The sequence below is a fragment of the Salinithrix halophila genome (assembly GCF_042650125.1).
Taxonomy (GTDB): domain Bacteria; phylum Bacillota; class Bacilli; order Thermoactinomycetales; family DSM-45169; genus Salinithrix; species Salinithrix halophila.
Genome location: NZ_JBHSAP010000015.1, coordinates 137,027 through 163,398 on the forward strand (window position 1 = coordinate 137,027; position 26,372 = coordinate 163,398).

A 26,372-nucleotide genomic window follows, 5' to 3' on the forward strand; every position below is an offset into this window, starting at 1 on the left:
TAGTGCAGGAAAGATGGTGGGCATATACGAATTAATAATAGGAAGGCCGCAGGTTGGAATGTACGGACGTGATAAATGGAACACCGGTACCCTGTTTCACCCATAGGGGCCGGCCAGAGGAGGAGGGATTCCCATCGGGGCGGGCCGCGCGGATTTACGGGAAGGGGGGACACAGATGTCACTCTCCGGGAAAAAGGTGTTAATCGTGGACGACCAATTCGGGATTCGGGTCCTCTTAAAAGAGGTGTTCAGTCGGGAGGGATTCCGGGTCTTTCAAGCGGCCAACGGCAAAGTGGCCCTGGATATCATCCAAACGGAGGACCCCGACCTGATCCTGCTGGACATGAAAATGCCCGGCATGGACGGCCTGGAACTCCTCCGGCACCTTCGCCAGGAGGGCCTCACCCCCCGGGTGATCATGATGACTGCCTATGGGGAGCTAGATATGGTGGAGGAGGCTTCTAAATTAGGAGCGTTAGCTCACTTCACCAAACCTTTCGACATCGAGGAGCTTCGCTCTGAAGTTCTGCGCCAATTGGATGAATCCTGATTTTTGGGGAGGGAAAAGGATGCTGGAAGCCAAAATCCGCTTGCGTATGAGTCAAGCGGATGCCCATTACGGAGGCGACCTGGTGGATGGAGCACGGATGACAGCCTTGTTCGGCGATCTGGCGACGGAACTCCTCATCCGTCACGACGGGGATGAAGGTCTATTCGTCGCTTACGATTCCGTGGAGTTCCTCGTCCCGGTTTACGCGGGGGATTTCATCGAAGCTACCGGGCGGATCACCCGGGTGGGCAATACCTCCCGTGCAATGTCCTTTACAGCAGTCAAGGTAATCGAAGCCCATATCGATCCATCCGTTCCATCAGCTGCACAGGTATTGGAAGAACCGCTGGAAGTGGCTCGAGCATCAGGTACTTGTGTGGTTCCTAAGGAAAAACAGAAGCGACTAAAAAGGTGACCGGGGCAACGGTAGACGGAAGCCCCCGCTTTCGCGCATTCCCCTCGAGGGTGTGGGCGGGAGCTTTTTTCATGGCCCGAAAGGAGCGGTCGTCATGGACAAATTGATCATTACCGCCGCCCTGGTGGGGGCGGAAGTGACACGGGAAGACACCCCTCACCTTCCTGTTACCCCAGAGGAGATTGCCGAACAGGCGGCGGAAGCCTGTGAGGCGGGAGCGTCCATCGCCCATATCCATGTCAGGGACAAGGAAGGGCGACCGAGCCAGAGTCGGGAGTTGTATCGTGAAACAATCGAGGCGATCCAAAAGCGATGCGGGATGATCATCCAGGTATCCACGGGAGGCGCCGTGGGGATGACCCCGGAGGACCGGTTACAACCGGTCACCCTTTCCCCGGAGATGGCTACATTGACTACAGGGACCGTCAATTTCGGGAACGGAGTTTTTCACAATCCGCCCGGTGAAATCCGGCAGTTTGCCGACTCCATGCAACAACACGGGGTACGCCCGGAGTTCGAGATCTTCGATACGGGAATGATTTCTACCGCCATCGCCTTGGTAAAAGAAGGGTTGGTAACAGGCCATCTCCATTTTGATTTTGTCATGGGTATGCCAGGTGGAATTCCCGCCGATGCGAAGCATCTCCTTCTCTTGGTCGATCAGTTGCCGGCAGGCGCTACCTGGACCGTGGCGGGAATCGGTCGCAACCAATTGCCGATGGCCGCTCTCGGGGTCACCTTGGGAGGGCATGTCCGTGTCGGTTTGGAGGACAACCTCTATTACCGGAAGGGTGAACTGGCAACCAATTCGCAGCTGGTCGCTCGGGTAAAACGGCTTGCGGCGGAGTTGGAACGACCCGTGGCCACCCCTGATGAGGCTCGGCGCATTTTGGCACTGCCGAATAAAGAGGAGGGCCCCTGTGAACCGATCCATACGATACCAAAATAAGATTTCCCGGGGAATGCCGGTTTTCTAGGAGCTTTTTGGGGATGATTTCCCTGAAGGCTCCTTCTCTATGTCCCGCTTGGCCCGCCTCATATTCTGAAGCCAAAGAGGGAAAAAGAGCGGAAGAAAGGAACTCGCGAAGGAGTGGAATCTAAGAGGAGGAAAAATGTTCCGGAAATAGCGATCCAAATGAATCCGCTTCCAATTGGTGGATGGCTATCGGATTCGAACAGCGAGTGTTATAATGTCAAAATGAGTGGTTCATTTTTCTCCTATGAACCGGGGGAAGACCCCGTACATACATCGCCTCTGTACAAAGAAGGTGCGTTTAGACGGGATCGAATGCCGCCGGGTTCGGGATGACGGGACCAGATTATTCCATGTCAGGAGGATTTTTTATGCCTTTGGTACCGATGACCGATTTCTTGCCCCGTGCCAAAAAGGAAGGCTTTGCTGTCGGCCAGTTTAACATGAACAACTTGGAATTCGTTCAGGGGATTGCTGCGGCTGCGAAGGAGGAACAATCTCCCTTCATCTACGGTGTTTCTGAAGGAGCTATGCGCTACATGGGCATTGACTATGTTGTCGCTATGGCGGAAATCGCCGCCCGGGAATCCGGCGTGCCTGTAGCTCTTCATCTGGATCACGGTAGCAGCTTCGACGTAGTAATGCAATGTATTCAAGCCGGTTTCTCCTCCGTGATGTTCGACGGCTCCCATTATTCGTTTGAAGAAAACATCCGTCTTACCAAAGAAGTCGTGAAAGCGGCTCATGCCGTCGGGGTTTCCGTTGAAGGTGAGTTGGGCACGATTGGTGGTGTGGAGGACGACGTTCAAGTGGATGAAGAGGACGCAGCTCTCGCCAACCCGGAAGAAGCGATCCGTTTCTGGGAAGAAACCAAGGTGGATGCCATGGCGATCGCAGTCGGAACCGCTCACGGAATGTACAAAGGTGAACCGAAAATCCACTTCGAAATCATTGATGAGGTCGCCAAAAAAATTGACGCTCCAATCGTACTCCATGGCGGCTCTGGTGTACCCGATGCGGCCATTCAGGAATCGATCAAACTCGGGGTCGGCAAAATTAACGTCAATACCGAAAGCCAAGTTGCTTGCACCCAGGTTATCCGAGACCTTCTTGGAGAAAAACCTGACATGATCGACCCCCGTAAATACCTTGGCCCCGGTCGTGACGCCATCAAAGAGACTGTCAAAGGAAAAATGCGCCTCTTCGGAAGCTCTGGCAAAGCCTGACCCTGACATCCAACAGGAGGTGAGCCGCGATGAAATTTTTCATCGATACGGCGAACGTGGATGAAATCCGCACCGTCCATTCATGGGGAGTTCTCTCCGGTGTAACGACCAACCCCAGTCTAGTGGCTAAATCTGGCCGGGAATTTACGGATGTACTGAAAGAGATCTGCGATATTGCAGAAGGAGTCGAATCCGTCAGTGCGGAAGTGTTATCCGACGATGCGGAGGGGATGTTGAAGGAAGCAGAACCCCTCGTAAACATTTCGGATAAAATCACTGTTAAAGTCCCGATGACGACAGAAGGATTGAAGGCGGTCCACGGTTTCGCCAAGCAGGGAATCCGCACCAATGTTACCCTCATCTTTTCCGCCAATCAGGCTTTGATGGCGGCTCGGGCGGGAGCCAGCTACGTCAGCCCCTTTCTCGGTCGGTTGGACGATATCAGTCATGATGGCGTTGAATTGATCGGGCAGATTTCCCGGATTTTTGACCTCCACGCCATCGACACGGAAATCATCGCAGCAAGCGTCCGGCATCCTCTTCATGTCATCCAGGCGGCAGAGAGCGGCGCTCACATCGCCACATTACCTTATAAGGTGCTTGGTCAACTGGTTAAGCATCCCCTCACGGATCAGGGTATTGAGAAGTTCAAGCAAGACTGGGAACAAGCGAATAACGGTTGAGTCGAACATAGATGGGAACATCAGAGGGTTTCCGGCGGGGCGGCCCAGTCCTCGCCGGTTTCCCCTTTTTTTGATTATGAAAGTTTTCCACGTTCCACTTCATCAGCACGGCTGGGGACAGTCCGTCCACCTGGGGGCAGTCGTGTGCGGAAAGGAAGGGTTTGGATGGAAAAGCTGATGATCAAAGGAGGGCGTCCTCTTCACGGGGAGGTACAGATCAGTGGGGCGAAAAATAGTGCTGTTGCCCTTATTCCCGCGACATTGCTGGCGGAAGCGCGCACGATGATCGAAAACCTCCCCGCAATCCGTGATGTGGAAATCTATGAAGAAATCCTCAGGGATCTGGGTGCAGAGGTGGAGAAAAACGGAGATCGTATTACCGTCGATGCCACCCACCTGACCAACCTGCCCATGCCCAATGGCAACGTCAAAAAACTCCGGGCCTCCTATTACCTGATGGGGGCCCTGTTGGGTCGGTTCGGGGAAGCCTCCATCGGCCTGCCTGGGGGATGTAATTTGGGCCCTCGCCCCATTGATCAACATATCAAGGGATTTGAAGCCCTCGGAGCCCAGGTCACTCATCGCGACGGGGCTATCCACCTATCTGCCCGCCGTCTGAAGGGAGCCCGGATCTATCTGGATGTGGTCAGTGTCGGGGCCACGATCAACATCATGTTGGCCGCGGCCCGCGCCGAGGGGCTAACTGTGATCGAAAATGCGGCAAAAGAGCCAGAGATCATCGATGTGGCCACCTTATTGGCAGCGATGGGTGCTCAGATCAAAGGGGCAGGGACCGATGTGATTCGCATCAGGGGCAAGCGGAATTTGTCCGGCTGCCGTCATTCGATTATCCCTGACCGGATTGAGGCGGGGACGTATATGATTGCCGCCGCCGCAACGGACGGAGAGGTGACCGTCTCTAACGTGATCCCCAAACATATGGAACCGGTTACTGCCAAGTTAAGGGAAATGGGCATTACCGTGGATGAGTCCGACGAAGCGTTGCGGGTGCGGGGAGAGGGACACTACAAAGGCATCGATGTCAAGACCCTTCCCTATCCGGGATTCCCGACGGACCTCCAGCAGCCCCTGACCACGCTTCTGACCCGTGCCGAAGGAACGAGTCTGGTAACGGATAATATCTACGCTTCCCGGTTTAGGCATGTGGACGAGTTATGCCGTATGGGGGCCAATGTCCGCGTTGAGGGGAGGACCGCCATGATTGAGGGAAGGACGCCGCTTCAGGGTGCGGCTGTGCGTGCCGCCGACCTGCGTGCCGGTGCCGCCTTGGTCGTAGCGGGGCTGATCGCCCAAGACGTGACGGAGATTACCGGTGTGGATCATATTGATCGTGGGTACGAAAAACTGGAAGAAAAACTGAAAATGCTTGGCGCGGAACTATGGCGGGAGTAAGGCTGTTTTCCTCTTGTGCGAAAAATCGGTGTAACACATAGGAGAAATGTGTTACCTTATATGGGTAGAATTCATTCCAATTAATGACCCATTAAGCCTGCGGGCCGTATTTGAACCGCAAGGGATAACAGAAAAGAGGGGATCCGGTTATGGAAAGAAGTCTGACCATGGAATTGGTGCGTGTGACGGAAGCCGCAGCGGTGGCTTCCGGACGGTGGATGGGCTTCGGGAAAAAAGAGGAAGCTGACGAAGCGGCCACTTCGGCGATGCGTAAGGTATTTGATACGATCCCGATGAGAGGAACCGTCGTCATCGGGGAAGGGGAAATGGATGAAGCCCCAATGCTCTATATCGGCGAGCGGCTGGGCCTTGGGTACCTCCCTGAGGTCGATGTGGCTGTCGACCCCTTGGAGGGAACCAACATCGTGGCAAATGGACTTTGGAATGCCCTTTCTGTCGTCGCTGTTGCCAACCGAGGTCATTTGTTGCATGCACCGGATATGTACATGGACAAGATTGCCGTCGGCCCCGAAGCCGTCGGTCATATCGATATCGACGCTCCGGTGGCCGACAATCTGAAATCCGTCGCTAAAGCCCTGGGAAAGGATATGAACGATCTGGTCGCCGTCATTCTGGATCGCTCGCGTCATGCTCAGCTGATTGAAGATGTTCGCAGCACAGGGGCACGAATTAAATTGATCTCCGACGGCGATGTGGCAGCCGCTATTAATACGGCTTTCCGCGACACCGGCGTTGACATCCTCCTCGGCTCCGGTGGCGCTCCCGAAGGGGTTTTGGCGGCGGTGGCACTGAAGTGCCTCGGCGGTGAGATACAGGGGAGGCTGCTCCCGGAAGATGAGGGACAATATATGCGCTGCCAAAAGATGGGTATTTCGGATCCGAAACAGGTGCTTCATATGCAAGACCTGGTCAAAGGGGATGATGCCATCTTCGCTGCTACCGGAGTAACGGACGGGGAACTGTTGAAAGGCGTCCGCTACAAAGGTACCCAGGTGTCCACCCATTCTGTGGTGATGCGAGCCAAGACCGGTACCGTCCGTTTTATTGACGGCAAGCACCGACTGGAGAAGAAGCCCAATCTTGTGCTGTAAGGGCGGCGGGCTTCCGGGGTGGCGGTAACGAACAATTGGAAAGAAGAGTGTGGTGAAAAAAACCCGTGGAGATTACTTTGCAAGACATGGAACATCAACGGTTAACGGACTTGTACAAATTGGCAAAAGCGTATCAGATTCCTTATTACGGTCAAATGAAAAAGCGGGAATTGATTTTCGCCATTTTGAAGGCGAAGGCGGAGAAAGCAGGTCTTTTGTTCATGGAGGGAGTCCTTGATATCTTGCCTGAAGGCTACGGTTTTTTGCGACCGATCAACTACCTTCCGTCTTCAGAGGATATCTACATCTCCGCTTCACAAATTCGCCGCTTTGACCTTCGTTCTGGAGATCTGGTTTCCGGAAAAGTTCGCCCCCCCAAGGAAAACGAGCGGTATTTTGGGCTTCTCCACGTGGAAGCAGTTAACGGAGAAGATCCCAATGCCGCTGCGGAGCGGTTACATTTCCCCGCTTTAACTCCTCTTTATCCTCAGAAAAAGCTTTCCCTGGAGACAGAACCGAATCGGTTATCGACCCGGATCATGGATTTAATCGCCCCGGTGGGTCTTGGCCAGCGGGGGTTGATTGTCGCACAGCCCAAGGCGGGTAAGACGATGCTTCTTAAAGAGATCGCCAATAGCATTACCGCCAACCACCCGGATATCGACCTGTTTGTCCTTCTTATCGACGAGCGACCCGAAGAAGTGACAGACATGCAACGCTCCGTCAAAGGGGAAGTGGTAAGCTCCACCTTTGACGAGATGCCGGAAAACCACATTAAAGTGGCGGAACTCGTTCTGGAACGAGCCCAACGGCTGGTCGAACATAAACGGGATGTCGTGATTCTCATGGATTCGATCACCCGGCTTGCACGGGCATACAACCTGGTGATTCCTCCATCCGGGCGCACGCTGTCCGGAGGGATCGACCCCGCAGCTTTTCACCGGCCGAAACGCTTTTTCGGCGCCGCCCGCAACATCGAAGAAGGTGGCAGTCTCACCATTCTGGCGACGGCTCTAGTAGATACGGGTTCTCGTATGGATGATGTCATTTATGAGGAATTCAAAGGGACTGGCAATCTGGAGTTGCATTTGGATCGGCGTCTCTCCGAACGGCGCATCTTTCCTGCCATCGACATCAGACGTTCCGGCACGCGACGGGAGGAGCTTCTTCTCACTCAAGAAGAGCTGGATAAATTATGGACCCTCCGCAAAGCGATGTCCGACGGACAAGAACACACGGAAGGAATTTTACGCAAACTCGCCCAGACCCGAACCAATGAGGAGTTCCTCGCCACGCTGGAGGCTTCTAATCAACCCCGCCGAACGTCTACCGCTTGATCCTTCCTTTCTTTCATAATTCCCGATAGCCTTGCATAGGATGGAGTTGGATGCCGGATATTTTCGGCCCGAATCTGTTCCGTGAGGTGGTGTGATGCCGAAGAAGAGGACGGTGGTCGCCTCATCCCTCTCCCTGTGTACAGCTTCGCTATTCATGGGAGGAGAGGCGCAGGCCGCCTATACCGGCGAATGGAACCAGACAAAAACTCCGGATTGGGAAAAAGAACAGGTAGCCCGGGAAGGATTTGTTCAATACCTCAACCCTATCTCCTCTGTTACCCAAGGGAATCTGGCTGTTAAAACGAAAAAAAAGCCTCTTTTATATGAGGTGAAAAAAGGAGACACCCTGTACGGGATCGGTCGGAGATATGGAGTGAAAGGATCTACCATCGCAAAGTACAATCGGATTCAAAATCCCGCTTTTCTTCCTATCGGTCAGAAACTAAAAATCCCTGTCGAGTTAAAGCGAATCCGGGTGAAGGAGAGACAGACCCTTTATTCCATTGCCCGGAAACACAAAGTAACGGTGGCCTCTCTCAAACAGGTCAATCCTGACCTACAGTTGACCGGTGCTCTCTATGTCGGTCAAGTGTTGATTGTTCCACGCTCCTTTGAGCCTGAGGCTTCCCATCCGGAAACAGGGCCTTCGCGACAGGGAAATCCGGGGAAGGGGGGAATTCGCCTTGCTTCCTCTTCTCGTGGAACCAAAACGGAAGTGCGAAGCTCCTCCTTCCGCTGGCCAGCCAGGGGTCAGATTACCAGCAACTATGGTTGGCGCAATGGGAAAATGCATACGGGAATCGACATTTGGAACAATCGTCGCGAGCAGAACGTTATCAAGGCATCCCTGGGAGGAACAGTGGTCAAGGCCGGTTATTCAGGTAGTTACGGGAACCTAGTCGTGATCGACCATGGTGACGGCTGGTCCACCTATTATGCTCATCTGAGCCGAATCAGCGTTGCTAAAGGGCAAAATGTGAACCGGGGCGGGGCCCTCGGCAACATGGGGACAACCGGCAACTCCACCGGGGTCCACCTTCACTTTGAGGTACGGCGCCACGATCGACCGCTCCATCCGCTCACCGTTTTGCCGTAGTCGGCATCAAGGCCTTTTCCTCATTTATCGAATCAAGGACAGGACAATAGAGCTGGAAACGTCCCTCCTTTCCCCTTGCACCATTTTTTATAACATGCTATACTTATCGAGTGTTTGCATTGAACGTGCAAAAGTCTGGATCCCGGAAAAGAGGTGAGAATCGATGAAAGCAGCGATTCATCCTGAATACAAAAAAACGACGGTCACCTGCGCCTGCGGCAACACCTTTGAAACGGGTTCCACGAAAGAAAACCTGCGCGTGGATATCTGCTCCGCATGCCATCCCTTCTATACTGGCAAACAGAAGCGGGCCAGCGCGGGCGGACGCGTGGATCGGTTCAAAAAGAAATACAACATGTAATCACCATAGATCACGTTTAAGGAGGATCAGGCAAGCGGCAACCGCTTGCCTGATCCCCTTTTGGATACATATAGGGGAGGGACTGGCATGAACCCGATTGCCAGGGACGGGTGGATCGAGGTCATTTGTGGGGGAATGTTCTCGGGGAAGAGTGAAGAACTGATCCGCCGCATACGGCGGGCCCGCATCGCCAGGCAGAATGTAGCCGTGTTTAAACCCGCTATTGACGACCGATATCGTGCTGACGCCATTGCTTCCCATAGCGGTGTTTATACCGAAGCGATCACGGTGACCCAGGCGACAGATATCTTACAGCATTTGACGACAGGGATTGATGTAGTCGCCCTTGATGAGGTGCAGTTTTTCGATGAAACGGTAGTAGAGGTAGCTCAGGCCCTCGCTTACCAGGGAATGCGCGTCATCTGCGCCGGGCTGGACCAAGACTTTCGTGGCCGCCCATTCGGCCCGACACCCACCCTGCTGGCTATCGCTGAATACGTGACCAAGTTGCAGGCGATCTGTATCCAGTGCGGGGCTGCGGCAGGTCGTACCCAGCGTTTGATCGACGGAAGGCCGGCTGGAGAGGATGAGCCGGTGATCCAGGTGGGGGCAGCGGAACAGTACGAAGCTCGGTGCCGTCATTGTCACAAGACAAATCGGAGGGAATCATTTCCGAAGAGTTTTTCACCTTCCTGACGCACACTACTGTCAGGGAGGTGCTTTTTTATGGCTCGTCGTTGGTTTTTCATCTTCGCCGTTTTCCTCCTCTTCACTTCCGTTGCCTGTGCATCCAATATCGGCTCGGAAAAACCCGGTCGCACCATGGAACGGGCTAAGGTGGACCGCCATATCGGACGGCGGTACAACACCAACAATTACGACTTCATGCATGATGACGGGCGTTTTGGTATCCGGAATGCCAGCCCCAACCTGGAGACCAGTGACTGGTCGAGGCCAACGGACACCGATGATAAAACCCGGATTCGGAAATCGGTCCGTCGTATCCATGGCGTGAAGGACGCTAGAGTCAGCATTCTGGGCGGGCACGTCGCGATCCTGGTTACCCCGGAACGGAATGTGCCCAGGAAGGATTATGAAGCCTTGCAGGAACATGTTTTACGGCGCATCAGCTTCGAGATGCCCCGTTATGAAATCCGGGTACGGGTCGGTAGGAGCAGATGGGATCCGATGCAGTATCTTCCCGGAAGGAATCGATGAAAAAGCCTGAGCGGCCAACGCTCAGGCTTTTTCGTCCGGGTTGTTTCCTTTAGGAGGCCCAGGCCGCCAGGATTCCCAGGGTCATATTGTAGGTGGCGTGTACGATCATCGTCGTCGATGTATTGTGCTTCATGCGTAGCCAGCCAAGGGTAAGCCCTACCATAAAGACGATTGTCGTGGAGAGACTGAGGCCGTAATTGCTGTGAACGACTGCGAAGAGAAGCGTTGTCAGAAACAGGCCGAGTCGGGGCTGGAGAGCACCGCGGAATATAGCTTCCTCCCCGAGGGCTGCAGATAGACCCAGCGTCAGGATTCCCCATACCGAGCCGTAAAGGGGCCCCATTAATCCTTCGGTCATCTTCTCCACATTGGGATCAGTGGTGACGCCTACTAGTCCGAGCAGATACTGCAGGAGGGTTGCCATCGCCACCAAGCCAAACCCGGCCAAGATCCCAATCCAAACCTGCCGTGTTGTCGGTTTAACCAAACCCAGTCGATGAAGTGCTGCCTTCAGACTGCGCCGGGAAAGCCAACCGACACCGATGAGAGCTATAAGGAAAAAGGTGATCTGTTGAGCCCACAAAGAGGGCATCGGGTTTGTGGTCCTCTGACTCTCGGTTAGTTTGGCAAGGTTCTCCAACCCCAGGGAGAGAAGAAACAACACATAAGCCCAGACCACCATGGACAAGGCAAGGCTGACTGCATGAACCCTGCTGTCCGGATCGATCGGAAGAAAACGAGAGACCCCTCGCCTGATGGCGGGAATCAGCAGAAGCGGTCCGAAAACGGCGGGGATGAGAAGGCTCAAGCCGAGCAGGAGCACCTTATCTGCCGCTAGACCAGCTTCCATTTCTGAAATGGGTGTTCCTGGCATAGTTTTTACTAGTATACCGCCCAGGATGAATAGAAGTCCGGCCAAAAATAGCAAGAAAAATCCGAGGGAGAGAAGTCCGTATACCGTGATGGTCCACCCTTTACCGCCATGGCCTTCTTGAGAAAGCCGACGGCTTTCAGCTTGGTTGACCAACCACAAGATCAGAATGAACGGGATAAATTGAATTGCGGTCCAAAACACTTCTGCCATAATCCATCTCCTTGCCGCCGGACGCTTCGCCGGCGAGACCGTATAATGGGAAAGAGGCCGCGGCCCCCGTATCTGAGGCTTATGATAACACAGAAAAAGAAATGTGTCCGTTCTCCCAATGAATGTCGGCTTGTTTTCATTTCCCGGGAAATGAAAACAAAGAGGAAGGAAGCATTTTTGACGCTCTGAATCGGATCCCCTATAATAAATATGTTATCCATTGGAAAAGCGGGGGATGCAGTTGAAAAACCCCATCAGAATGTTTGGGAGTGAAGCGGTGTGTTGGAGCGTTTAGAATCCATCCGAAGCCGGTACGAGGAACTGAACCGCTTGTTGAGTGATCCAGAAGTGATCGCCAACTCGGAAAAACTTCGCAAATACTCCAAAGAGCAGTCGGATTTGGAGCCGAAATACCAGGCATATTGCAATTACAAAGAGATTGCCGCCCAGCATGCCGATGCCAAATCAATGCTGGAGGAAGAAACGGATCCGGATATGTTGGAAATGGTGAAAGGGGAATTGGAAGAGCTTTCCCACCGGAAAACGGCCCTTGAAGAAGAGATCCGTTTGCTTCTCCTTCCTCGAGACCCCAACGACGATAAAAACGTGATCGTGGAAATCCGGGGAGCGGCAGGTGGTGAAGAAGCAGCCCTTTTTGCCGCCAACTTGTATCGGATGTACACCCGCTACGGGGAACGCCAGGGGTGGAAATCTGAGATTCTGGAGGCCAGTACGACGGGTATGGGCGGATTTAAGGAAGTGGTCTTTTCCGTGCAGGGCCAGGGTGCTTATAGCCGGTTGAAATATGAAAGCGGGGCCCATCGGGTACAACGGGTTCCCGCCACGGAATCCGGTGGTCGGATCCATACCTCTACTGCCACTGTCGCTGTATTGCCCGAGGCGGAAGAAGTTGATGTGGAAGTACAGGAGAAAGAGTTGCGTATTGATACTTTTTGCTCCAGCGGACCTGGGGGGCAAAGCGTTAATACGACAAAATCAGCGGTACGGATCACTCATTTGCCCACAGGGGTCGTCGTTTCTTGTCAAGATGAGAAGTCCCAGATAAAAAACCGCGAAAAGGCTATGCGGGTACTCCGTGCCCGTCTGCTTGACCAGAAACAGCGGGAAGAAGCCGCACGCATGGCCGACGCCCGCAAGACCCAGGTGGGAACCGGGGATCGTAGCGAGCGAATCCGCACCTACAACTACCCCCAAAGCCGGGTGACTGACCATCGGATCGGGCTTACCCTTCACAAACTGGATCTGGTGCTTGACGGGGACTTGGATGAAATCATCAATGCACTGGTCCTTGAAGAACAGTCGGAAATCCTGAAAAAAGCGGAATGAAAATCGGCCAGGCTTTTGCCTGGTTTTGTTATGATTTGATCGGTTGCTGGGGATCCACATGGGGAAAATAAGGGGGACAGGGGTGACTCAATGAAAAAAAGACAAGAAACAACCGTGTTGAAAGCCTGGCGTGAAGAGGCACACCGGTTGGTCAACGCGGGGGTGGAGAACGGCTCGTTTGAAGTGGAGGTTATGCTTCGGTCCATACTCGGGTGGGAGCGAACTCGTTTCTTTATGGAGATGGATCGGCCGTTGGATGAAGAAACCCTACATACCTTAAAAGATTGGGTAGAAAAACGGAAACTAGGGGTTCCCCTGCAATATCTGACCGGGGAACAGGAGTTTTACGGGCGCTCTTTTTGTGTCGGCCCGCAAGTACTCATTCCCCGGCCCGATACCGAAACATTGGTGGAAGCCGTTTTGCAGAAAGCACAAGCTATTTGGGGGGAGCAACCGATAACTGTGGCGGATATTGGCACAGGAAGCGGCATTCTCGCAGTCACTCTGGCAGCGGAACGCCCTGATTGGTCGCTGATTGCCGTCGACCGCTCTCCCTCGGCGTTGGCTATGGCCAAACGTAACGCCGAACGCCACGGCGTCTCATCCCATATCGCCTTCCAGGAAGGGGACTGGCTTTTACCTTTGATCCGGGAGGGGATTCATGCGGACCTAATCATTTCCAACCCGCCGTACATCCCAACCCCTGAAGTGGAAAGGTTGGATCGGGAAGTACGGGAACATGAGCCTCGAATCGCCTTAGACGGAGGTGTTGACGGTTTAACTCCTTATCGTGAGATCCTGAAACAGGCTCCATCGGTGCTAAATAAACCGGGGGTTGTTGCCTTTGAGATCGGTTGGGATCAGGGCTCCGCTGTAACCCAAATGGGCAGCTCTCTGCCGGGAGCTGCTGAATCCACTGTTCTGACTGATCTGGCAGGGCGTGACCGCGTGGTTGTCATGAGGGTAAACCGTTGAGTTATGGATAAACGCCGGCACGGGGCGTGGATCCGGATTTCCCACTTCGTGCCAAGTGTTACCCCCGTAGAAGAGTCCACCTCGCTGGATGCTATGCCACAGGCCTCCGTTGGAAACCAGCCCCTTTGTGGTATGGAAGGGCATTGTCAGCAGTCTCTTCATAGTTTTTGCTTGTGGATGACTAAACCTCAACCGGCCTGTCCATACTGGTGAATAGATCGGTTGAGGAGGGTTTATCTTGAAGGTTCGGACTATTATTGTTCTCATCCTTTGTTCTGCGGCCACGTATCTATTTGTTCAGTCTGCTGATACGGACGGATTTTTGACCGGTAATGGTGCTGTCCCAGTTTCTGCTGATAGTGAGAAAGCAAGCATTCCTGAGCAGGCCATTCGCCTCCGAATTTTGGCTAACAGTGATAATGCCCGGGACCAATGGCTCAAACGGCAGGTGCGGGATTCGATCCTAAAGGAAATGGGGACCTGGGCGGAGAAGCCGAAGAGTCTGGAGGAAGCCCGTTCCATGTTGCAAGCTGATTTGCCGAAGCTGGAACGGATTGCTCAGCAGACGGTGAAAAAGCACGGATTCTCCTACCCGGTACGGCTGGATTTCGGCCAGGTGCCCTTCCCGACAAAATTGTACGGAGATCAAGTTTATCCTGCGGGTGAGTATGAGGCGCTTTTGATTACGATTGGTGAAGGAAAAGGAGACAACTGGTGGTGTGTTCTGTTTCCGCCTCTCTGCTTTGTTGACATGAGCAACGGTGACGCTGTTCCCGAGGAGGAAAAGGAGGAGAATACCTTCACCGCCCAAGCGGTGGCTGCCAATCAGGTTTTGGCCGCACCCGTTGAAAAGAAACAGTTGCCGCAAGAAGACCGCTTGGAAATCCGGTTCTTTTTCCTCGATTCCCTGGAAGACTTCTTCTCCGGCCTGTTTGATTGGTAATCTCAAAAAAAGGGACGCCTTCGAGGCGTCCTATTTTTCTTGGAGCTCCATTTGGAGGCGGTGCAGATGAACCTTCCGGATGATCCGGATGGTGGGCCGTACCAACAGTTGGATACTTCCCACGACAAACAACCAAGTCCCAGCTTCTTGCGTCCCTTTCCAAAAGAAAAGGATACTGCCCACTAAAAACCAAAGGGCGATCAGAACGTCATTCAGGTTATAGAAAAATTCGTAACGGCGGTGGATGATCAATTCGTGCTTGCCGAAGACCCAATCGATATCATTCTGACGGCTCAGATTGCCCATCCAATCCTCCTTATCTGTTTTCCGTCGGTTTTTTAAAATAATACCCGTTGGTTTATTAAGTAAAACGATTCGCCGATTAGGGACGCCTTTGGAGCATCTTTTTTGGTGGGTTTAGTTCCTTTTCTCCGTGATACGGGCGTGAATCCGCACTTCGCCTCGGTCTTCGTTGATCTTTCCCACGGGGATCACTTCGGTGCGCAACTTCTCCGCCTGTATAAGGAAGGAAAACTCCCTGTGCTCGGAGATCGTTTTCCTGGCCTGAAGCGAAACCGTACCTCGGACTTGGACCTGTTCGTCCATAAGGAAACTTACCCAGATCCAGGTTTTCAAATGAACCGAACCTGTACGTACTTCACAGGGCCATACGGAGGGAAGTAGAGGTCCGCCTGAAGGGGTGACCCTTACATCGTAAGTCAATCGGTGAGCCTGATGCTCCCAATGGTAGTGGGCGATCTTCCCGCTTCTGCCAAGGGAAGAGGAAGCGATGGATTCCCGTTCTGCCACTCTCATTTCTACGGATAAGACGATGTAAACTGGTGACAGAGTCTGTTTTTGAAATCCGTTTCCTCGCAAAAACCAGCGTTCCGAACCCCTCCCGAAATCATCCGGTCCCGGCAAACCTTTCACCTCCCAGTAATTAGGCATAGTCTTCGAAGGGTGCGCCCCCCTTAGACACGGTAATTTCTGCAACCAACAGGGACAGCGCAGAGTGCAAGTTCTGAGAGGTGTTGTCGGTGCATAGGGTGAAAGAAGAAAGGATTCTGTCCAGGTTGAAGGAGGCGAAAAGATGTTTACAGTACGGAGAGCAGTTTCGGAGGATGTGGAACGAATTACGGGCATCCTTCGGAATGCCGGGGTGAATGAGAAAGGTGTGGACAAGCATGTGGAGCGTTTTCTCGTGGTGGAGGATCCATCGGTGACACCCAAGCGTATGGTGGGAACGGTAGGGCTGGAAGTTTACGGGGATCGCGGTTTATTGCGCTCTTTTGTGATGGATAATCAGTCGTGGAACGCACGAACAGGTATGGAACTGATTGAATTAGTCCTTCAATTTGCCCGAAAGAGCGGGCTTTCCGAAATATATTTGCTTGCGGGTATTTCCAGTAACATTTTCGAATACTTCGGTTTCCGGCCTCTTGCTTGGGAGGACCTCCCTCTTGATGTCCGACAGTCGGAACATGTCCATCAGTCGAAAACGGAAGGGGGCCAGCCGATGGTTTACCGGAGGGCGAACGTTGCGGAATCCTAATCCTTGTAGATGATCGGATCGGTGAAAAGGCCGACTAGGGACCGTTCCTTCCATTGTGTTCGCTTCGATGTGGTATGATAAAGGGTGAAACTTGCGTTCGTATGGAAAGGTTCGGATGGTATGGAGACGACACGATGGACAGTGGACGAAGAACTAGACGAAGGAATCCTGATAAATGATCCCGGTATTCGGGAAGCCGCCGCCCTCTTGCGAGAAGGGCGGCTGGTGGCCTTTCCGACGGAAACAGTATACGGACTAGGAGCCGATGCCCGCTCGGAGGAGGCGGTCTCTGCCATTTACCGGGCCAAGGGGAGGCCGTCGGATAATCCCCTGATCGTCCATATCGCTGATCTCAACCAATTGAAAGAATGGGTAGGGAAGGTGCCTCCTCTGGGACAGGCCTTGATCCGTCGTTTTTGGCCGGGGCCCCTGACGCTGGTTTTGCGGTATCGGAGGGGACTCGCTTCCCAGGTGACGGCAGGCCTTTCCACGGTGGGTGTGAGGATGCCCGCCCACCCGGTGTCCCTGGCCCTGTTGCGGGCAGCAGGGGTACCGGTAGCGGCACCGAGTGCGAACCAGTCGGGAAAACCCAGTCCCACCGAGGCGGACCATGTTTGGGACGATCTGGCCGGGCGCATTGACGGACTTTTGGACGGGGGGCCCACGGGGGTCGGGGTGGAGTCTACCGTCGTTGATGTAACAGGGGAAGTACCGATCCTACTCCGTCCCGGCGGTGTAACGCTGGACAGGCTCCGGAAAGTTGCAGGACGAGTGGATGTGGATCCGGGTTTAGAACAGGAAGGGGAAGCCCCACGTTCCCCTGGCATGAAGTATCGCCATTACGCTCCCCAGGGAGAGATGTGGTTGGTGATGGGCGAGGGGGAGGCCCTGCGCCGAAGGATGGCGGAGTTAGCGAGACAGGCTTCTCAAGCAGGTAATCGCGTTGGCATTCTTACCACGGAAGAGAATCAGAGCGTTTACCAGGCAGACAAGGTGCTATCCCTCGGGAGCCGGAAGGACCCCGCCTCCGTGGCTCGAAACCTCTACGCGGCTCTGCGTACCTGTGACGATGCGCGTTTGGATGTGATCTACGCGGAGGCCTTTCCCATGGAGGGCGTCTATCACTCCGTGATGAACCGGCTGTTAAAAGCCGCAGAGGGACGTGTCATCCCTGCGGAATAGAAAAGGAAGCCCTCCGGGACGTCGGATTCCGGGGGCTTCCTTTTTTGGAACTTATGGATCTATCGAACGTGAACCTTCTTTTCAAGAACCTCTACGGTTCTCGGATGAATCGCCAAGGTGGCCCAGCCCAGATGGAGAGCCATCATGCCGATGAGAACGCGGGAATGGACTTGCCACTTACGCTTAATAGAAGATATCAATTGACCGACCCGGCGCTGACTGATAAATAAATGATCGGCAATCTCTGCATTGGTTTTACCTTTGGCAATTTGTATAGCCACTTTTCTTTCCATGGGGGTCAGGTCTACTTGGTGCTCTTCCATTAGAGGCTTAATCCCTCCTTAAACACTCGATCGGGTTTAATCTGGAGGCCTTGTTAGCAGGCAAGATCCCGAATACGACGCCGAAAACCATGGAGAACAAGACAGCGCCCGCGGCGACTGGGAAAGAGATCAGGGTGGGCAATGGGCTAAAGAGGTTGATCAAACCCGCTGTAGCCGCTCCTAACAATAAGCCGATCAATCCGCCGATCAGGGATAGGGTGACCGATTCCGTTAGGAATTGTACCAAGATGTTGGACCGGGTGGCGCCTAGGGATTGACGGATACCGATCTCCTTGGTCCGTTCGGTCACGGACACAAGCATGATGTTCATGACTCCAATCCCTCCGACCAACAGGGAAATTCCGGCGATACTGCCGATTACGGCGGTCATGATGTTGGTCACTTTGCTGAGGCCCTTTTGGATCTCCTCCAGGTTTTGTACCTCGTAGTCCCCTTTGGTGTCGTGGTTGTCATTCAACACTCGAACGGCTTCTTTGCCGACCGGTTGGATTGATTTCGGGTCATCTACTTTCACGGTGATTCCACTCAGTTCACTTTGTCCAAAGATGCGAATCCAGGTCTTATCAGGAAGGTAAATACTCTCCTCACCCATCATTCCGAAGAGGCCATCCGCTTCCTTCAAGACTCCGATGACTTGAATCGGTTGATCTCCCACGCGGATAATCTCGCCAATTCCGCTCTTTTTTTTGAAAAGCTTTTCTTGGACGTCGGGGGTGATTAAGGCGACTGCGCTTCCTCCCTGAAAGTCGGAATCTTCAAGAGGACGGCCTTTGTCCACCTGACGATTTTCAGCGTGAAGGGGTTCATTGTTGTTGATGCCATTGATGGTAGCCCCTTTCAGATCCTTATCCCGATAAAAGAGGTCCCCGGATTGCATGTTGTTGGTAACGACGGCATCCACGCCATCGATCTGTTCAATCCGGCGAATGTCTTCCTGGGTGAAAAATCCGGGGGGGAGTTCTCCCTCCGTCCTTTCATACACTTTGGCACTAGGGGTGATGGTTACCGTGTTGCCAGCCCCAGTGAAGGATTCCGATAGCTTCGCTTCCCCTCCTTGTCCGATGGAGACAATCACGATCACGGAGGAGACACCAATTACAATCCCCAACATGGTTAGGATCGAACGCATTTTATGGGCGAGAATGGCGTCCAGGGCCATTTTGATGTTTTCCCAAACACTCATAAGGCATGTCCCCCTGAACGACGTTTTTCCAGGATCTGTCCGTCCCGGATGTCGATCCGGCGGTCCGCACAGGCCGCCACTTCGGGATCATGAGTGATCATGACGATGGTTTTCCCTTCCCGGTGAAGTTCGGCAAAGAGATCGAGTACCCTCATGCCGGATTCGGTGTCCAGCGCTCCGGTAGGTTCGTCTGCCAACAACAAGTCAGGATGGTTGACGAGGGCTCGAGCGATCGCGACACGTTGTTGTTGCCCCCCGGATAGTTCAGAAGGAAGGTGATGCCGGCGATCTGCGAGTCCGACTCGTTCCAGGGAGGAGGCGGCCATTCTCCGGCGGCGACTCCCCTTAATTCCGGCATAGGTTAAGGGAAGCTCCACGTTTTTCTGTGCGGTCATCCGCGACAGCAGTTGGAATTGCTGAAAGATGAAACCGATGGATTGGTTGCGGATGCGGGCCAACTCCGGCTCTTCGGCTTTAGAAATATCCCGCCCACTCAGGTAGTAGGTTCCCCGGGTCGGCCGGTCGAGGCATCCTAGGATATTCATCAGGGTGGATTTCCCTGAGCCGGAAGGCCCCATGATCGCGACGTATTCCCCTTCGGACACCGTTAGGTTGATGTTTCGCAGGACCTCCACTGTTAACTTTCCGGTGCCATACGACTTGTCCAGATCGTGGATGCGGATCACTGAACAGTCACTTCCGTGCCATTTTTCAAGTCAGCAGAGGGGTTGGCGATCACCTTTACACCTGGTTTCAGTCCGGAGACGATTTCGATGTGGCCGTTACCGCTTTTGCCGGTTTTCACCGACTGTTTGTACGCTTTCTTGCCTTTGACGACAAAGACATGATCCTTTTTCCCGCCCTTGATAACCGCCTTAGACGGGAGGGAGGGGGCTTTTTCTGCGGACAGAATGATTTCCGCCATCAGACGGGAGCCCAATTTGAGAGGGGCCTTTTCATTCAGGCTGATTTCAACCGGATACATCACCTGCTGGGATCCTTCCCCCGCCTTTCCTTCCTTCGGCAACAGCCCTACATCTGTTACTTGTGCCGACCATTCCTTATCGGGGAGGGCGTCGGAACGAACAGTCGCCCGCTGGTCCTCCTTGATCTTTAGGGCATCGTATTCGGAGATTTCAGCGCTCACTTTTAACTCCTTCAAGTTAGCCACGGTGATAAGGGGGCCTGCTCCTTCTTCTGTTTTCTGGGAGGAGTTGACACGAATGACCGTTCCCACTTGCTCACTGCGCACGGTGAGATCCGCCAATTGGGATTGCGCTTGGTTCAGTTTTTCTTGCGCCTGTTTGTACTCCAAGTTGGCCAGATGGATCTGGTTACGAAGTTCTTTTTCCGAGGAGGGAGGCGGATTCCCGTCGCCGGCCTCTGCATTCTGAGCTGGCGGCGAAGCGGCTGGGGAGCCGCCTTTCTGCATTTCCCGGAGTTGATCGTTCAGCTGGTTCAGGTTCACCCGCGCCCGTTCCACTTCCAGCTTGACCTGGTCGATGTCCACTTCACCGGAAGATTTGAACTTGACCAGCGGAGCACCCTTTTTCACCTTTTCACCGGGTTTGACGAAAATCCGTTCTACTTCCCCGCCGCCGGGCTGCATATAGACATTTTGCTGTTCTTCCGATTCCAGATGACCGGATGTCAGAACCGACTCATTAAATTCTTTCTCCTCGAGGGTGACGGTTTTGAAGGGTTTCTCCCCGGGTTGGGCCTGCAAGATAGAGGCAGTGACTAACCCGCATACCAGCAACCCGATACCGGTTCCGATCCATATCTTCTTGTGTTTCATTTCCTCACCTTTCCTTCCATTATTGGGCGGGGACGATACCTTTCAAGCTATCTCCCAGGGCCCCCATACCGGCGGCATAGGCGACTCCCAACACAAACAAGACAATTGCCACAGCCCATCCTTTAGCCCGGCTCACGTTCCCGACGATGGACAGGCCCATACCTGTCAGGATCCATTGCCAAATGGAAAAGACTTCGAATTTCCCTAGCAGCGCTCTCATCGCTTGGCTCTCCGTCGGGAAGAGGGAGACCAAGCTCGTCACACGAGCCGGAGCCTCCGGATCGGTGGGCGCTCCCATGATGATCAAGGCAACCGCCTGTACCGCCGCAGCCAAAAGGGCGACGACAGATAGGTATACATTGAAGGAGAAAACCTGTCGATAGGAAGCTTCTCCCGCCAGAAGCAGGAGAAAGAGCCATTGGAGCAGAGCGGTCAGCAAAAGGGTAAGCGGAAACCCAATAAGAACCCCGGGGATCACTGCGAGGACCCCGATTGGATTCGGGACAGTAATATATATACTGATGCCGGAAAAAATCATCGACAGCACGAGAATGATAAAGAGGGCCTTCCCGAAGACGGGTCGCTTCGCGATTCGCTGGAATTGGGTAGTGGGATCCGTTAACACCCCCAGCAACGAAGGTTTTGGAACAGCGGTGACCGTTGTTTCAGGTGGGTGCGTTTCTTGCGAATCTTGCATTTCTTTTCCCTCCATGAATGTGGATAAGCTTATATGGGATTTAGGTTAGTTAAAAGTAGCTTAGCTCTCCTTCCGGAAAAATTGGTAAACAATGAAATTCTAACACCTAAACATAGGTATATCAATAGGTATAAGGTATTGAGTTCTTACCCTAATAAAAAATAAAACGTCCTTTCCCAGTTTGTCCTGCATTTTTTACTTGCACAAAAACGGATAGTGTCAATTTATAAATGGTAAAGAGGCAAAATAGTGGGGAATATATGATTAAGGAAAATTTCCTTTTAAGGAAGTTTACAAAAAGTTAGAGGATAATTAAACTAATAAATACAGATACACGCGGTGTTTTTTACAGCGCGTGACTGATATCATCAAGGGGGATGAGATTGTGCAAACAAACTTTTTGCGTCAACATCTTAACTTGCTTTCTTGGGAAACAGCCGTATTAGTCATTGGTGTAGGAGCTTCTGTACTTTTATCTGCAACGATGAACATTAATTTTATCTGTGATCAATTAGGCGTGACCATTACGGGTCCAGAGTGGCGTAAAATCACGGACTATGTTGCAGCAGGTGGTTCACTTGCCACTGGGTTTGCCGTAATTGCTGGTATTACGGTACCTGCTTGGCTTGCCTCAGCAGCAGCTGCCTTTGGAATTTATGCTGCTTAATGTAAAAAACGGAATAAAAATGTCTCAAAACATTTTTGTTCCGTTTTTTTTCTCCTTATTCGCAGGGTTGTTTTACGGTTGGATATTTCTTGAACCGGTTGAAGCGGAAATAAAGACTATCGACAAAATACAGGCCCTTTATTCGATTTTGGTTAGAAATATCACCTGTGTTGGGACGCTAGTCATTACCATTTTTATAGGGACGATCTTTATCAAGGTTTTTTACATGGTAAATGGTTTAGTCATTGGCTTAACCATCTCGAAATTTCAGTCGATTAGCTACGTTATCATGATCCTTCCTCATGGCTTGGTGGAAATCCCTGCATTTTTGTATTTGGGATATATCTTACTGAAAGCCGATCATGCCAACTCGTTTAACCTAACCACCTTAAAAGGAATTTTAGGCTCGGTGTTCTTATTGATACTGGGTGCGGTTATTGAAGCATATATTACCCCAGAAGTGGTGAGCGCTATTTTTGGGAGTTGATAGTGAGGAAGAGAAAGAATGAATCGTAAAACTTGGTTTATTTTAGTATTATCCCTATACATACTGATCTACAGCTTGTATAATATTGTGGCAACCAATACAATCAGGGATGACTTCGCTCAGTTGGGTATACCTATTGTATTCGTTAATATCATCGGGTTTTTGATCAACCTATTTGCTTTGTTAATCATTGTGAATCTAAGTTGGTTTGCTACAACCGTCGGGATTACACTTAGAAAAAGCAAAATTATTAACGATTACCCTGATGTTAATAAACTAGACTACTATATTATCAATTTAATCTATTACTTGGTTCACTTTGTGTTTCTCCTCCTTGTACTGCTGTTTCAATCAACCATCAGCCTTAGTGAATTCAACCAAATATTCAAGATTTCCAATGCATCCGTCATTATCCTTTCAACCATAACTTTAGCCCTATACATGCATCGCCGAAAAGTGTTAAACCTTGTCTCATTTCCTAGCCTTTTTATAATCAATTCTGTTAACCTTATTTATGTCATATCTTATACATAGGAGATGAAAAGTTATGTGGATGAACACGCTCATACTTGTTCTCTTGCTGGCGGGGACGGGGTTGCTTACAGCAGGTAATAAATTAGGAGCTGTCATAAACCTGGTTGCCGTAGTCATGGCCATTTTTGTTTTAAAGAAGAGAGGCAAGTTGAAGCAGTAAGAAGACATCAGTCTAGAAGACAAACGCAAAAAAGAAAAAAGCGTCCTGGAACCCGTGAACATGTTCCAGGCGCTTTTTTTGCAAGGTTCTCTGTAGGCTTTTGATCCCATGAATGGTAATCGAATACGCCCATTGATGTAAAGGTGGAAGTGAATATGTTACTCCAAGTACAAGGTTTAACGAAGGGTCTAGGAAACCAAGATATCTTACGTTCATTAGATCTATCTGTAGAAGCTGGAGAGGCTGCTGCGGTGATGGGGCCCAATGGGGCGGGAAAAACCACCTTGCTCAATGTGATCGCAGGGTTGCTGGTTCCCGATGGAGGAAAAGTTTTGGTGCAGGGGGTTAATCCGTTTGAGCATGTGAAGGCCAGGCGGCATATCGGGTTCATTCCTGTAGACGGTTTTGCTTATGATCATTTAAATGCCGTGGAGAATTTGGAGATGCTTCTTTCTCTCTATCAAGTCAAAAAAAGTCGGTCTCACATCCTTGAGGTTCTGGACGAGGTTGGTCTTTCAGAGGCTGATGTGCGTAAGTCTGTCGGTACCTATTCGTCTGGGATGAAGCAGAAATTGACCTTTGCCTCTGGGGTGATTCATCAACCCCAATTGTTGATGTTGGATGAGCCGTTTAACGCATTAGACCTTGGGGCTACGAGGCGGTTTCAATCACTGCTGCACTCCTTGCTCCAACAAGGGCGGGGGATTTTGTTTACCAGTCACTTACCGGAGACCATCCTTCCTTTGGCGAATCGTGTTCTCCTTTTAAACGAGGGTACCATGGTGGACGAGCTGCAACTGGATGATAGGGTAGATGTGCCATACCTCCAGGAGTGGTATCACAAGCGAACGGCCCTTATTACGCAAGAAAGCCAATATGGCTGAAAATCAATGGATGAATGGGGGAAGAAGCAATAATGAAAAACAAGGCTTTGATGATTGGAAACAGGATTGTGAAGAGTTTGGATGTCACCTTTTTTCTTGCTGTATTGGTTTTTTGGTTGATAAATAAGGATTTAAAGAAGACGTTAATATTTACTTTCTTATATTTGGCCGTATCCATCGTGTTCAATAGATTTAAAAAAACAGAAAAATAGCCGTGGCATTTCATCGCAATACACTATCTCCTTGAAGGGGTCCTTATGTTTAATATATTGAACGTATACATAAGACATAAATTGAAGTATATAGTGATGAGGCGTGTTGAGGGTTTAGAAAGACGGACTTTAGCGAAATGGAGCCGAAAATGGGGAATCGACTTAAAAAAATATATCCTTGTGGTTCTAGGATTGTTTTTATGTATAGAAATGTTGCTTGCTGTAATTTTGTCTACTTTCTTGACCAGCTTTCTTACGCAATACTTTTCAATCGAATCCTTGGTTTTCTATTACTATCTAGATATTTTCTTGGTTTCTGGTATAATCGCAGGCTTCAACAATAGTCATCGTTTGCTGAACCCCGTTGATCGACAATGGTTATTTAAAGCTCCGATGACCAATCGCCAAATCTTTACGGTTTTATGGACGACCCAGCATCTCATTCGTAATAAAGATGACCTTTACGTCCTTCTTCTCGGTCTTGGGATCAGCTTCTCCCTTCCTCCAGATCAAAAGATTCCCTTCTTTTTGATCACGCTTGGACTATGGCTCTTGTCGGCTGTAGTGGCTTATATCATCCAGTGCGTGGCTCTCGCGTTGAAAACAAGGAGAATGCAAAAGGGATTTGGCTGGGATGCGTGGTTGACTTCATCCATGAGCGGGGCCATTATGTTGGTGGTTTGCCTATTCGCTTCTAAGTTTGCTTTGCAATGGTTTTTCCCCTCCATGGATATGCTGATCGATGGGATTCGCAATGGGGAGGGGGCTCCTAATCATTTTCCAGCGATGGGCGACTTATTGATTCACGTCTTGGCAGACGCCCATCGCTTGGTGGAGCAATACGGGTTTTGGCTGTTCAATGGGATCGCGACCCGCTTTCTCTTTCAAAGACCCGAGGAGACGGACAGTTTCCTGTTTGTCTTACAAATCCTCCTATTGTTTACAGCGCTGTTGATTTCGTATGGGTTGGCAGGCCGTTGGTATCGAAAGCTTCCTTCTTCCTATGCCACAGCAGAACGGGGTTGGATTGTTTGGTACGGAAGATTGCTCGAGAGATGGACGAAGAACGGGCTCGTACGGGTTCAATTGCGAAATCTGGTACGAGACTCGGAGCAGCTTTCCTCCGACTATTCCTTTTTTTATTTGGATTTCGGTGTTTGGATGTTTGTCGGGTTTGCGATGGGCGCCACAACGGTTGCGATGCCCGATTGGGCCATGATTCTGGTGTTTCATTTCTTAGTCAATGGAATGGCGCGTGATGCTTTTTATAGCATCGATTCTTTTCCGGGAAAGTTGAAGTTCGATGCCGATGGGAAGGCTTCCCGCTTGTTTCGTCTATCCGGCCAATCCTATTCCCAGCTTTATGAGGCGAAAATCTGGACGCAACGGTTACTGGGCATCCACATCGCTGTAGCGGGAGTCATTTTGGTTACGTGGATATTAAAAGGGAACCTGTTCTTTCTTCTTCTAGCTGGGGGGATCGTTGTACTCCATTTCATCTTAACGCCCCATTTGGCAACGATGCCTTCCTATATCAGCCCTCACTTTAAACGACAGCATTATACCGAAGGGGAGGAATATCAAGAGCAAGCATGGTTGGATGAGGGAGTGTTTGAAAAGGGGAGGGATTGGCTCACTTATCTGTGCCTAGCCCCTATTTTGGTTTCGATAGCTTTGGAAGGGATCCGTGTACCCATTTATGTGGCCGCTTCGATCGCATGGCTCGGGATAGTTCTGGTCGTTTTCTATACCATCACGCATTATGCGAAAAGAAAGGTGACGAAAATGATTGACCGGAGTGATATTATTTCATGAAGTTTCGGATCTCACCGGAAAGATAGAGAAGCAAAAAAGCTCGATCGTTAATGATCGAGCGAGGTTAATGACAAAGTCCTTTCCCACCCCAAAGGGTGGCCGGTTTCCGGCGAAGCGCCTG

At 51.6% G+C, this 26,372-nt stretch carries 30 protein-coding genes; 22 read left to right on the forward strand and 8 right to left on the reverse strand.

The window, feature by feature from the left end; translation table 11 throughout:
* Nucleotides 1-175 precede the first annotated feature (175 nt).
* The 12 genes from ACFOUO_RS10870 to ACFOUO_RS10925 all read left to right on the forward strand — a co-directional run bounded on the left by ACFOUO_RS10870 (nt 176) and on the right by ACFOUO_RS10925 (nt 10,384).
* Nucleotides 176-550, forward strand: coding sequence for a response regulator (locus ACFOUO_RS10870; protein WP_380705107.1), 375 nt, complete (start codon nt 176-178; stop codon nt 548-550).
* Between the two features lie 19 nt (nt 551-569).
* Entirely contained in the window at nt 570-965 is a 396-nt protein-coding gene (gene kal / locus ACFOUO_RS10875) for a 3-aminobutyryl-CoA ammonia lyase (RefSeq protein WP_380705109.1), read from the forward strand.
* Nucleotides 966-1,059: 94 nt separating this feature from the next.
* The gene (gene kce / locus ACFOUO_RS10880) at nt 1,060-1,914 is read left to right on the forward strand and encodes a 3-keto-5-aminohexanoate cleavage enzyme (RefSeq protein WP_380705111.1); all 855 of its coding nucleotides are present in this window, start codon (nt 1,060-1,062) and stop codon (nt 1,912-1,914) included.
* Nucleotides 1,915-2,309: 395 nt separating this feature from the next.
* Complete coding sequence (gene fba, locus ACFOUO_RS10885; protein ID WP_380705113.1) at nt 2,310-3,164, forward strand: class II fructose-1,6-bisphosphate aldolase; 855 nt, start codon at nt 2,310-2,312, stop codon at nt 3,162-3,164.
* A gap of 29 nt (nt 3,165-3,193) precedes the next feature.
* Nucleotides 3,194-3,847, forward strand: coding sequence for a fructose-6-phosphate aldolase (fsa, locus tag ACFOUO_RS10890; protein WP_380705115.1), 654 nt, complete (start codon nt 3,194-3,196; stop codon nt 3,845-3,847).
* A 165-nt stretch (nt 3,848-4,012) separates the two neighbouring features.
* The gene (locus tag ACFOUO_RS10895) at nt 4,013-5,260 is read left to right on the forward strand and encodes a UDP-N-acetylglucosamine 1-carboxyvinyltransferase (protein WP_380705117.1); all 1,248 of its coding nucleotides are present in this window, start codon (nt 4,013-4,015) and stop codon (nt 5,258-5,260) included.
* Nucleotides 5,261-5,409: 149 nt separating this feature from the next.
* The gene (gene glpX, locus ACFOUO_RS10900) at nt 5,410-6,372 is read left to right on the forward strand and encodes a class II fructose-bisphosphatase (protein ID WP_380705119.1); all 963 of its coding nucleotides are present in this window, start codon (nt 5,410-5,412) and stop codon (nt 6,370-6,372) included.
* Between the two features lie 86 nt (nt 6,373-6,458).
* Nucleotides 6,459-7,709: a transcription termination factor Rho gene (rho, locus tag ACFOUO_RS10905; RefSeq protein WP_380705555.1), complete on the forward strand. Its 1,251-nt coding sequence runs from the start codon at nt 6,459-6,461 to the stop codon at nt 7,707-7,709.
* Between the two features lie 94 nt (nt 7,710-7,803).
* On the forward strand, nt 7,804-8,805 hold the full coding sequence (locus ACFOUO_RS10910) for a peptidoglycan DD-metalloendopeptidase family protein (protein WP_380705121.1): 1,002 nt from the start codon (nt 7,804-7,806) through the stop codon (nt 8,803-8,805).
* Between the two features lie 163 nt (nt 8,806-8,968).
* Nucleotides 8,969-9,166 carry a 50S ribosomal protein L31 gene (rpmE, locus tag ACFOUO_RS10915; protein WP_091736469.1) on the forward strand — a complete coding sequence of 66 codons (198 nt, stop codon included), beginning with the start codon at nt 8,969-8,971 and terminating at the stop codon, nt 9,164-9,166.
* An 87-nt stretch (nt 9,167-9,253) separates the two neighbouring features.
* A complete protein-coding gene (locus ACFOUO_RS10920) occupies nt 9,254-9,862 on the forward strand; it encodes a thymidine kinase (RefSeq protein ID WP_380705123.1) in 609 nt (202 codons plus the stop codon).
* A 30-nt stretch (nt 9,863-9,892) separates the two neighbouring features.
* Nucleotides 9,893-10,384: a hypothetical protein gene (locus tag ACFOUO_RS10925; protein WP_380705125.1), complete on the forward strand. Its 492-nt coding sequence runs from the start codon at nt 9,893-9,895 to the stop codon at nt 10,382-10,384.
* 49 nt (nt 10,385-10,433) lie between these two features.
* Here the strand turns inward: ACFOUO_RS10925 and ACFOUO_RS10930 are convergent, their stop codons facing one another.
* A complete protein-coding gene (locus tag ACFOUO_RS10930) occupies nt 10,434-11,468 on the reverse strand; it encodes a CPBP family glutamic-type intramembrane protease (RefSeq protein WP_380705127.1) in 1,035 nt (344 codons plus the stop codon).
* A 279-nt stretch (nt 11,469-11,747) separates the two neighbouring features.
* Here ACFOUO_RS10930 and prfA point away from each other — a divergent pair, with 279 nt between their 5' ends.
* The 3 genes from prfA to spoIIR all read left to right on the forward strand — a co-directional run bounded on the left by prfA (nt 11,748) and on the right by spoIIR (nt 14,733).
* On the forward strand, nt 11,748-12,815 hold the full coding sequence (gene prfA, locus ACFOUO_RS10935) for a peptide chain release factor 1 (RefSeq protein ID WP_380705129.1): 1,068 nt from the start codon (nt 11,748-11,750) through the stop codon (nt 12,813-12,815).
* A gap of 90 nt (nt 12,816-12,905) precedes the next feature.
* Nucleotides 12,906-13,790, forward strand: a complete 885-nt coding sequence (gene prmC / locus ACFOUO_RS10940; protein ID WP_380705131.1) for a peptide chain release factor N(5)-glutamine methyltransferase — start codon at nt 12,906-12,908, stop codon at nt 13,788-13,790.
* A gap of 238 nt (nt 13,791-14,028) precedes the next feature.
* Complete coding sequence (gene spoIIR, locus ACFOUO_RS10945; RefSeq protein ID WP_380705133.1) at nt 14,029-14,733, forward strand: stage II sporulation protein R; 705 nt, start codon at nt 14,029-14,031, stop codon at nt 14,731-14,733.
* A gap of 30 nt (nt 14,734-14,763) precedes the next feature.
* Here the strand turns inward: spoIIR and ACFOUO_RS10950 are convergent, their stop codons facing one another.
* Together ACFOUO_RS10950 and ACFOUO_RS10955 are read right to left on the reverse strand one after the other, a co-directional pair.
* Entirely contained in the window at nt 14,764-15,039 is a 276-nt protein-coding gene (locus ACFOUO_RS10950; protein WP_380705135.1) for a YrhK family protein, read from the reverse strand.
* Between the two features lie 111 nt (nt 15,040-15,150).
* On the reverse strand, nt 15,151-15,657 hold the full coding sequence (locus tag ACFOUO_RS10955) for a hypothetical protein (protein WP_380705137.1): 507 nt from the start codon (nt 15,655-15,657) through the stop codon (nt 15,151-15,153).
* A gap of 169 nt (nt 15,658-15,826) precedes the next feature.
* Between ACFOUO_RS10955 and ACFOUO_RS10960 the strand changes: the two genes are divergently transcribed.
* Nucleotides 15,827-16,288, forward strand: a complete 462-nt coding sequence (locus ACFOUO_RS10960; protein WP_380705139.1) for a GNAT family N-acetyltransferase — start codon at nt 15,827-15,829, stop codon at nt 16,286-16,288.
* Nucleotides 16,289-16,408: 120 nt separating this feature from the next.
* Complete coding sequence (locus ACFOUO_RS10965) at nt 16,409-17,470, forward strand: L-threonylcarbamoyladenylate synthase (RefSeq protein WP_380705141.1); 1,062 nt, start codon at nt 16,409-16,411, stop codon at nt 17,468-17,470.
* Between the two features lie 59 nt (nt 17,471-17,529).
* On the opposite strand, the gene ACFOUO_RS10970 is transcribed toward ACFOUO_RS10965, so the two are convergent.
* The 5 genes from ACFOUO_RS10970 to ACFOUO_RS10990 are packed head-to-tail and all read right to left on the reverse strand — an operon-like array spanning nt 17,530 to nt 21,492.
* Nucleotides 17,530-17,793: a response regulator transcription factor gene (locus ACFOUO_RS10970; protein WP_380705143.1), complete on the reverse strand. Its 264-nt coding sequence runs from the start codon at nt 17,791-17,793 to the stop codon at nt 17,530-17,532.
* 7 nt (nt 17,794-17,800) lie between these two features.
* The gene (locus ACFOUO_RS10975; RefSeq protein ID WP_380705146.1) at nt 17,801-18,997 is read right to left on the reverse strand and encodes an ABC transporter permease; all 1,197 of its coding nucleotides are present in this window, start codon (nt 18,995-18,997) and stop codon (nt 17,801-17,803) included.
* Nucleotides 18,994-19,683 carry an ABC transporter ATP-binding protein gene (locus ACFOUO_RS10980; protein WP_380705148.1) on the reverse strand — a complete coding sequence of 230 codons (690 nt, stop codon included), beginning with the start codon at nt 19,681-19,683 and terminating at the stop codon, nt 18,994-18,996. The genes ACFOUO_RS10975 and ACFOUO_RS10980 overlap by 4 nt, the downstream gene beginning before the upstream one ends.
* Nucleotides 19,680-20,795, reverse strand: a complete 1,116-nt coding sequence (locus ACFOUO_RS10985; protein WP_380705150.1) for an efflux RND transporter periplasmic adaptor subunit — start codon at nt 20,793-20,795, stop codon at nt 19,680-19,682. The genes ACFOUO_RS10980 and ACFOUO_RS10985 overlap by 4 nt, the downstream gene beginning before the upstream one ends.
* Nucleotides 20,796-20,814: 19 nt before the next feature.
* Nucleotides 20,815-21,492, reverse strand: coding sequence for a YIP1 family protein (locus tag ACFOUO_RS10990; RefSeq protein ID WP_380705152.1), 678 nt, complete (start codon nt 21,490-21,492; stop codon nt 20,815-20,817).
* Nucleotides 21,493-21,877: 385 nt separating this feature from the next.
* Here ACFOUO_RS10990 and ACFOUO_RS10995 point away from each other — a divergent pair, with 385 nt between their 5' ends.
* From ACFOUO_RS10995 to ACFOUO_RS11015, 5 genes are all read left to right on the forward strand, one after another.
* Nucleotides 21,878-22,159: a class IIc cyclic bacteriocin gene (locus tag ACFOUO_RS10995; RefSeq protein ID WP_380705154.1), complete on the forward strand. Its 282-nt coding sequence runs from the start codon at nt 21,878-21,880 to the stop codon at nt 22,157-22,159.
* On the forward strand, nt 22,149-22,646 hold the full coding sequence (locus ACFOUO_RS11000) for a stage II sporulation protein M (RefSeq protein ID WP_380705556.1): 498 nt from the start codon (nt 22,149-22,151) through the stop codon (nt 22,644-22,646). Before ACFOUO_RS10995 ends, ACFOUO_RS11000 begins: the two co-directional genes overlap by 11 nt.
* 547 nt (nt 22,647-23,193) lie before the next feature.
* Nucleotides 23,194-23,340 carry a hypothetical protein gene (locus tag ACFOUO_RS11005; RefSeq protein WP_380705156.1) on the forward strand — a complete coding sequence of 49 codons (147 nt, stop codon included), beginning with the start codon at nt 23,194-23,196 and terminating at the stop codon, nt 23,338-23,340.
* Between the two features lie 155 nt (nt 23,341-23,495).
* Nucleotides 23,496-24,224, forward strand: coding sequence for an ABC transporter ATP-binding protein (locus tag ACFOUO_RS11010; RefSeq protein WP_380705158.1), 729 nt, complete (start codon nt 23,496-23,498; stop codon nt 24,222-24,224).
* A gap of 605 nt (nt 24,225-24,829) precedes the next feature.
* Nucleotides 24,830-26,251: a hypothetical protein gene (locus tag ACFOUO_RS11015; protein WP_380705160.1), complete on the forward strand. Its 1,422-nt coding sequence runs from the start codon at nt 24,830-24,832 to the stop codon at nt 26,249-26,251.
* The last annotated feature ends 121 nt before the right edge of the window (nt 26,252-26,372 follow it).

What these genes read in the sequence shown, in the direction of transcription:
- ACFOUO_RS10985 (WP_380705150.1), bottom strand. Translation starts at nt 20,795, where the DNA reads ATGAAACACAAGAAGATATGGATCGGAACCGGTATCGGGTTGCTGGTA.
- ACFOUO_RS10990 (WP_380705152.1), bottom strand. Translation starts at nt 21,492, where the DNA reads ATGCAAGATTCGCAAGAAACGCACCCACCTGAAACAACGGTCACCGCT.
- ACFOUO_RS10920 (WP_380705123.1), top strand. Translation starts at nt 9,254, where the DNA reads ATGAACCCGATTGCCAGGGACGGGTGGATCGAGGTCATTTGTGGGGGA.
- ACFOUO_RS10895 (WP_380705117.1), top strand. Translation starts at nt 4,013, where the DNA reads ATGGAAAAGCTGATGATCAAAGGAGGGCGTCCTCTTCACGGGGAGGTA.
- glpX (WP_380705119.1), top strand. Translation starts at nt 5,410, where the DNA reads ATGGAAAGAAGTCTGACCATGGAATTGGTGCGTGTGACGGAAGCCGCA.
- rpmE (WP_091736469.1), top strand. Translation starts at nt 8,969, where the DNA reads ATGAAAGCAGCGATTCATCCTGAATACAAAAAAACGACGGTCACCTGC.
- ACFOUO_RS11010 (WP_380705158.1), top strand. Translation starts at nt 23,496, where the DNA reads ATGTTACTCCAAGTACAAGGTTTAACGAAGGGTCTAGGAAACCAAGAT.
- ACFOUO_RS10975 (WP_380705146.1), bottom strand. Translation starts at nt 18,997, where the DNA reads ATGAGTGTTTGGGAAAACATCAAAATGGCCCTGGACGCCATTCTCGCC.
- rho (WP_380705555.1), top strand. Translation starts at nt 6,459, where the DNA reads ATGGAACATCAACGGTTAACGGACTTGTACAAATTGGCAAAAGCGTAT.
- kal (WP_380705109.1), top strand. Translation starts at nt 570, where the DNA reads ATGCTGGAAGCCAAAATCCGCTTGCGTATGAGTCAAGCGGATGCCCAT.
- ACFOUO_RS11015 (WP_380705160.1), top strand. Translation starts at nt 24,830, where the DNA reads ATGACCAATCGCCAAATCTTTACGGTTTTATGGACGACCCAGCATCTC.
- kce (WP_380705111.1), top strand. Translation starts at nt 1,060, where the DNA reads ATGGACAAATTGATCATTACCGCCGCCCTGGTGGGGGCGGAAGTGACA.
- ACFOUO_RS10950 (WP_380705135.1), bottom strand. Translation starts at nt 15,039, where the DNA reads ATGGGCAATCTGAGCCGTCAGAATGATATCGATTGGGTCTTCGGCAAG.
- ACFOUO_RS10930 (WP_380705127.1), bottom strand. Translation starts at nt 11,468, where the DNA reads ATGGCAGAAGTGTTTTGGACCGCAATTCAATTTATCCCGTTCATTCTG.
- ACFOUO_RS10870 (WP_380705107.1), top strand. Translation starts at nt 176, where the DNA reads ATGTCACTCTCCGGGAAAAAGGTGTTAATCGTGGACGACCAATTCGGG.
- ACFOUO_RS10910 (WP_380705121.1), top strand. Translation starts at nt 7,804, where the DNA reads ATGCCGAAGAAGAGGACGGTGGTCGCCTCATCCCTCTCCCTGTGTACA.
- prmC (WP_380705131.1), top strand. Translation starts at nt 12,906, where the DNA reads ATGAAAAAAAGACAAGAAACAACCGTGTTGAAAGCCTGGCGTGAAGAG.
- ACFOUO_RS11005 (WP_380705156.1), top strand. Translation starts at nt 23,194, where the DNA reads ATGTGGATGAACACGCTCATACTTGTTCTCTTGCTGGCGGGGACGGGG.
- ACFOUO_RS11000 (WP_380705556.1), top strand. Translation starts at nt 22,149, where the DNA reads ATGCTGCTTAATGTAAAAAACGGAATAAAAATGTCTCAAAACATTTTT.
- fsa (WP_380705115.1), top strand. Translation starts at nt 3,194, where the DNA reads ATGAAATTTTTCATCGATACGGCGAACGTGGATGAAATCCGCACCGTC.
- fba (WP_380705113.1), top strand. Translation starts at nt 2,310, where the DNA reads ATGCCTTTGGTACCGATGACCGATTTCTTGCCCCGTGCCAAAAAGGAA.
- ACFOUO_RS10960 (WP_380705139.1), top strand. Translation starts at nt 15,827, where the DNA reads ATGTTTACAGTACGGAGAGCAGTTTCGGAGGATGTGGAACGAATTACG.
- ACFOUO_RS10965 (WP_380705141.1), top strand. Translation starts at nt 16,409, where the DNA reads ATGGAGACGACACGATGGACAGTGGACGAAGAACTAGACGAAGGAATC.
- ACFOUO_RS10970 (WP_380705143.1), bottom strand. Translation starts at nt 17,793, where the DNA reads ATGGAAGAGCACCAAGTAGACCTGACCCCCATGGAAAGAAAAGTGGCT.
- ACFOUO_RS10925 (WP_380705125.1), top strand. Translation starts at nt 9,893, where the DNA reads ATGGCTCGTCGTTGGTTTTTCATCTTCGCCGTTTTCCTCCTCTTCACT.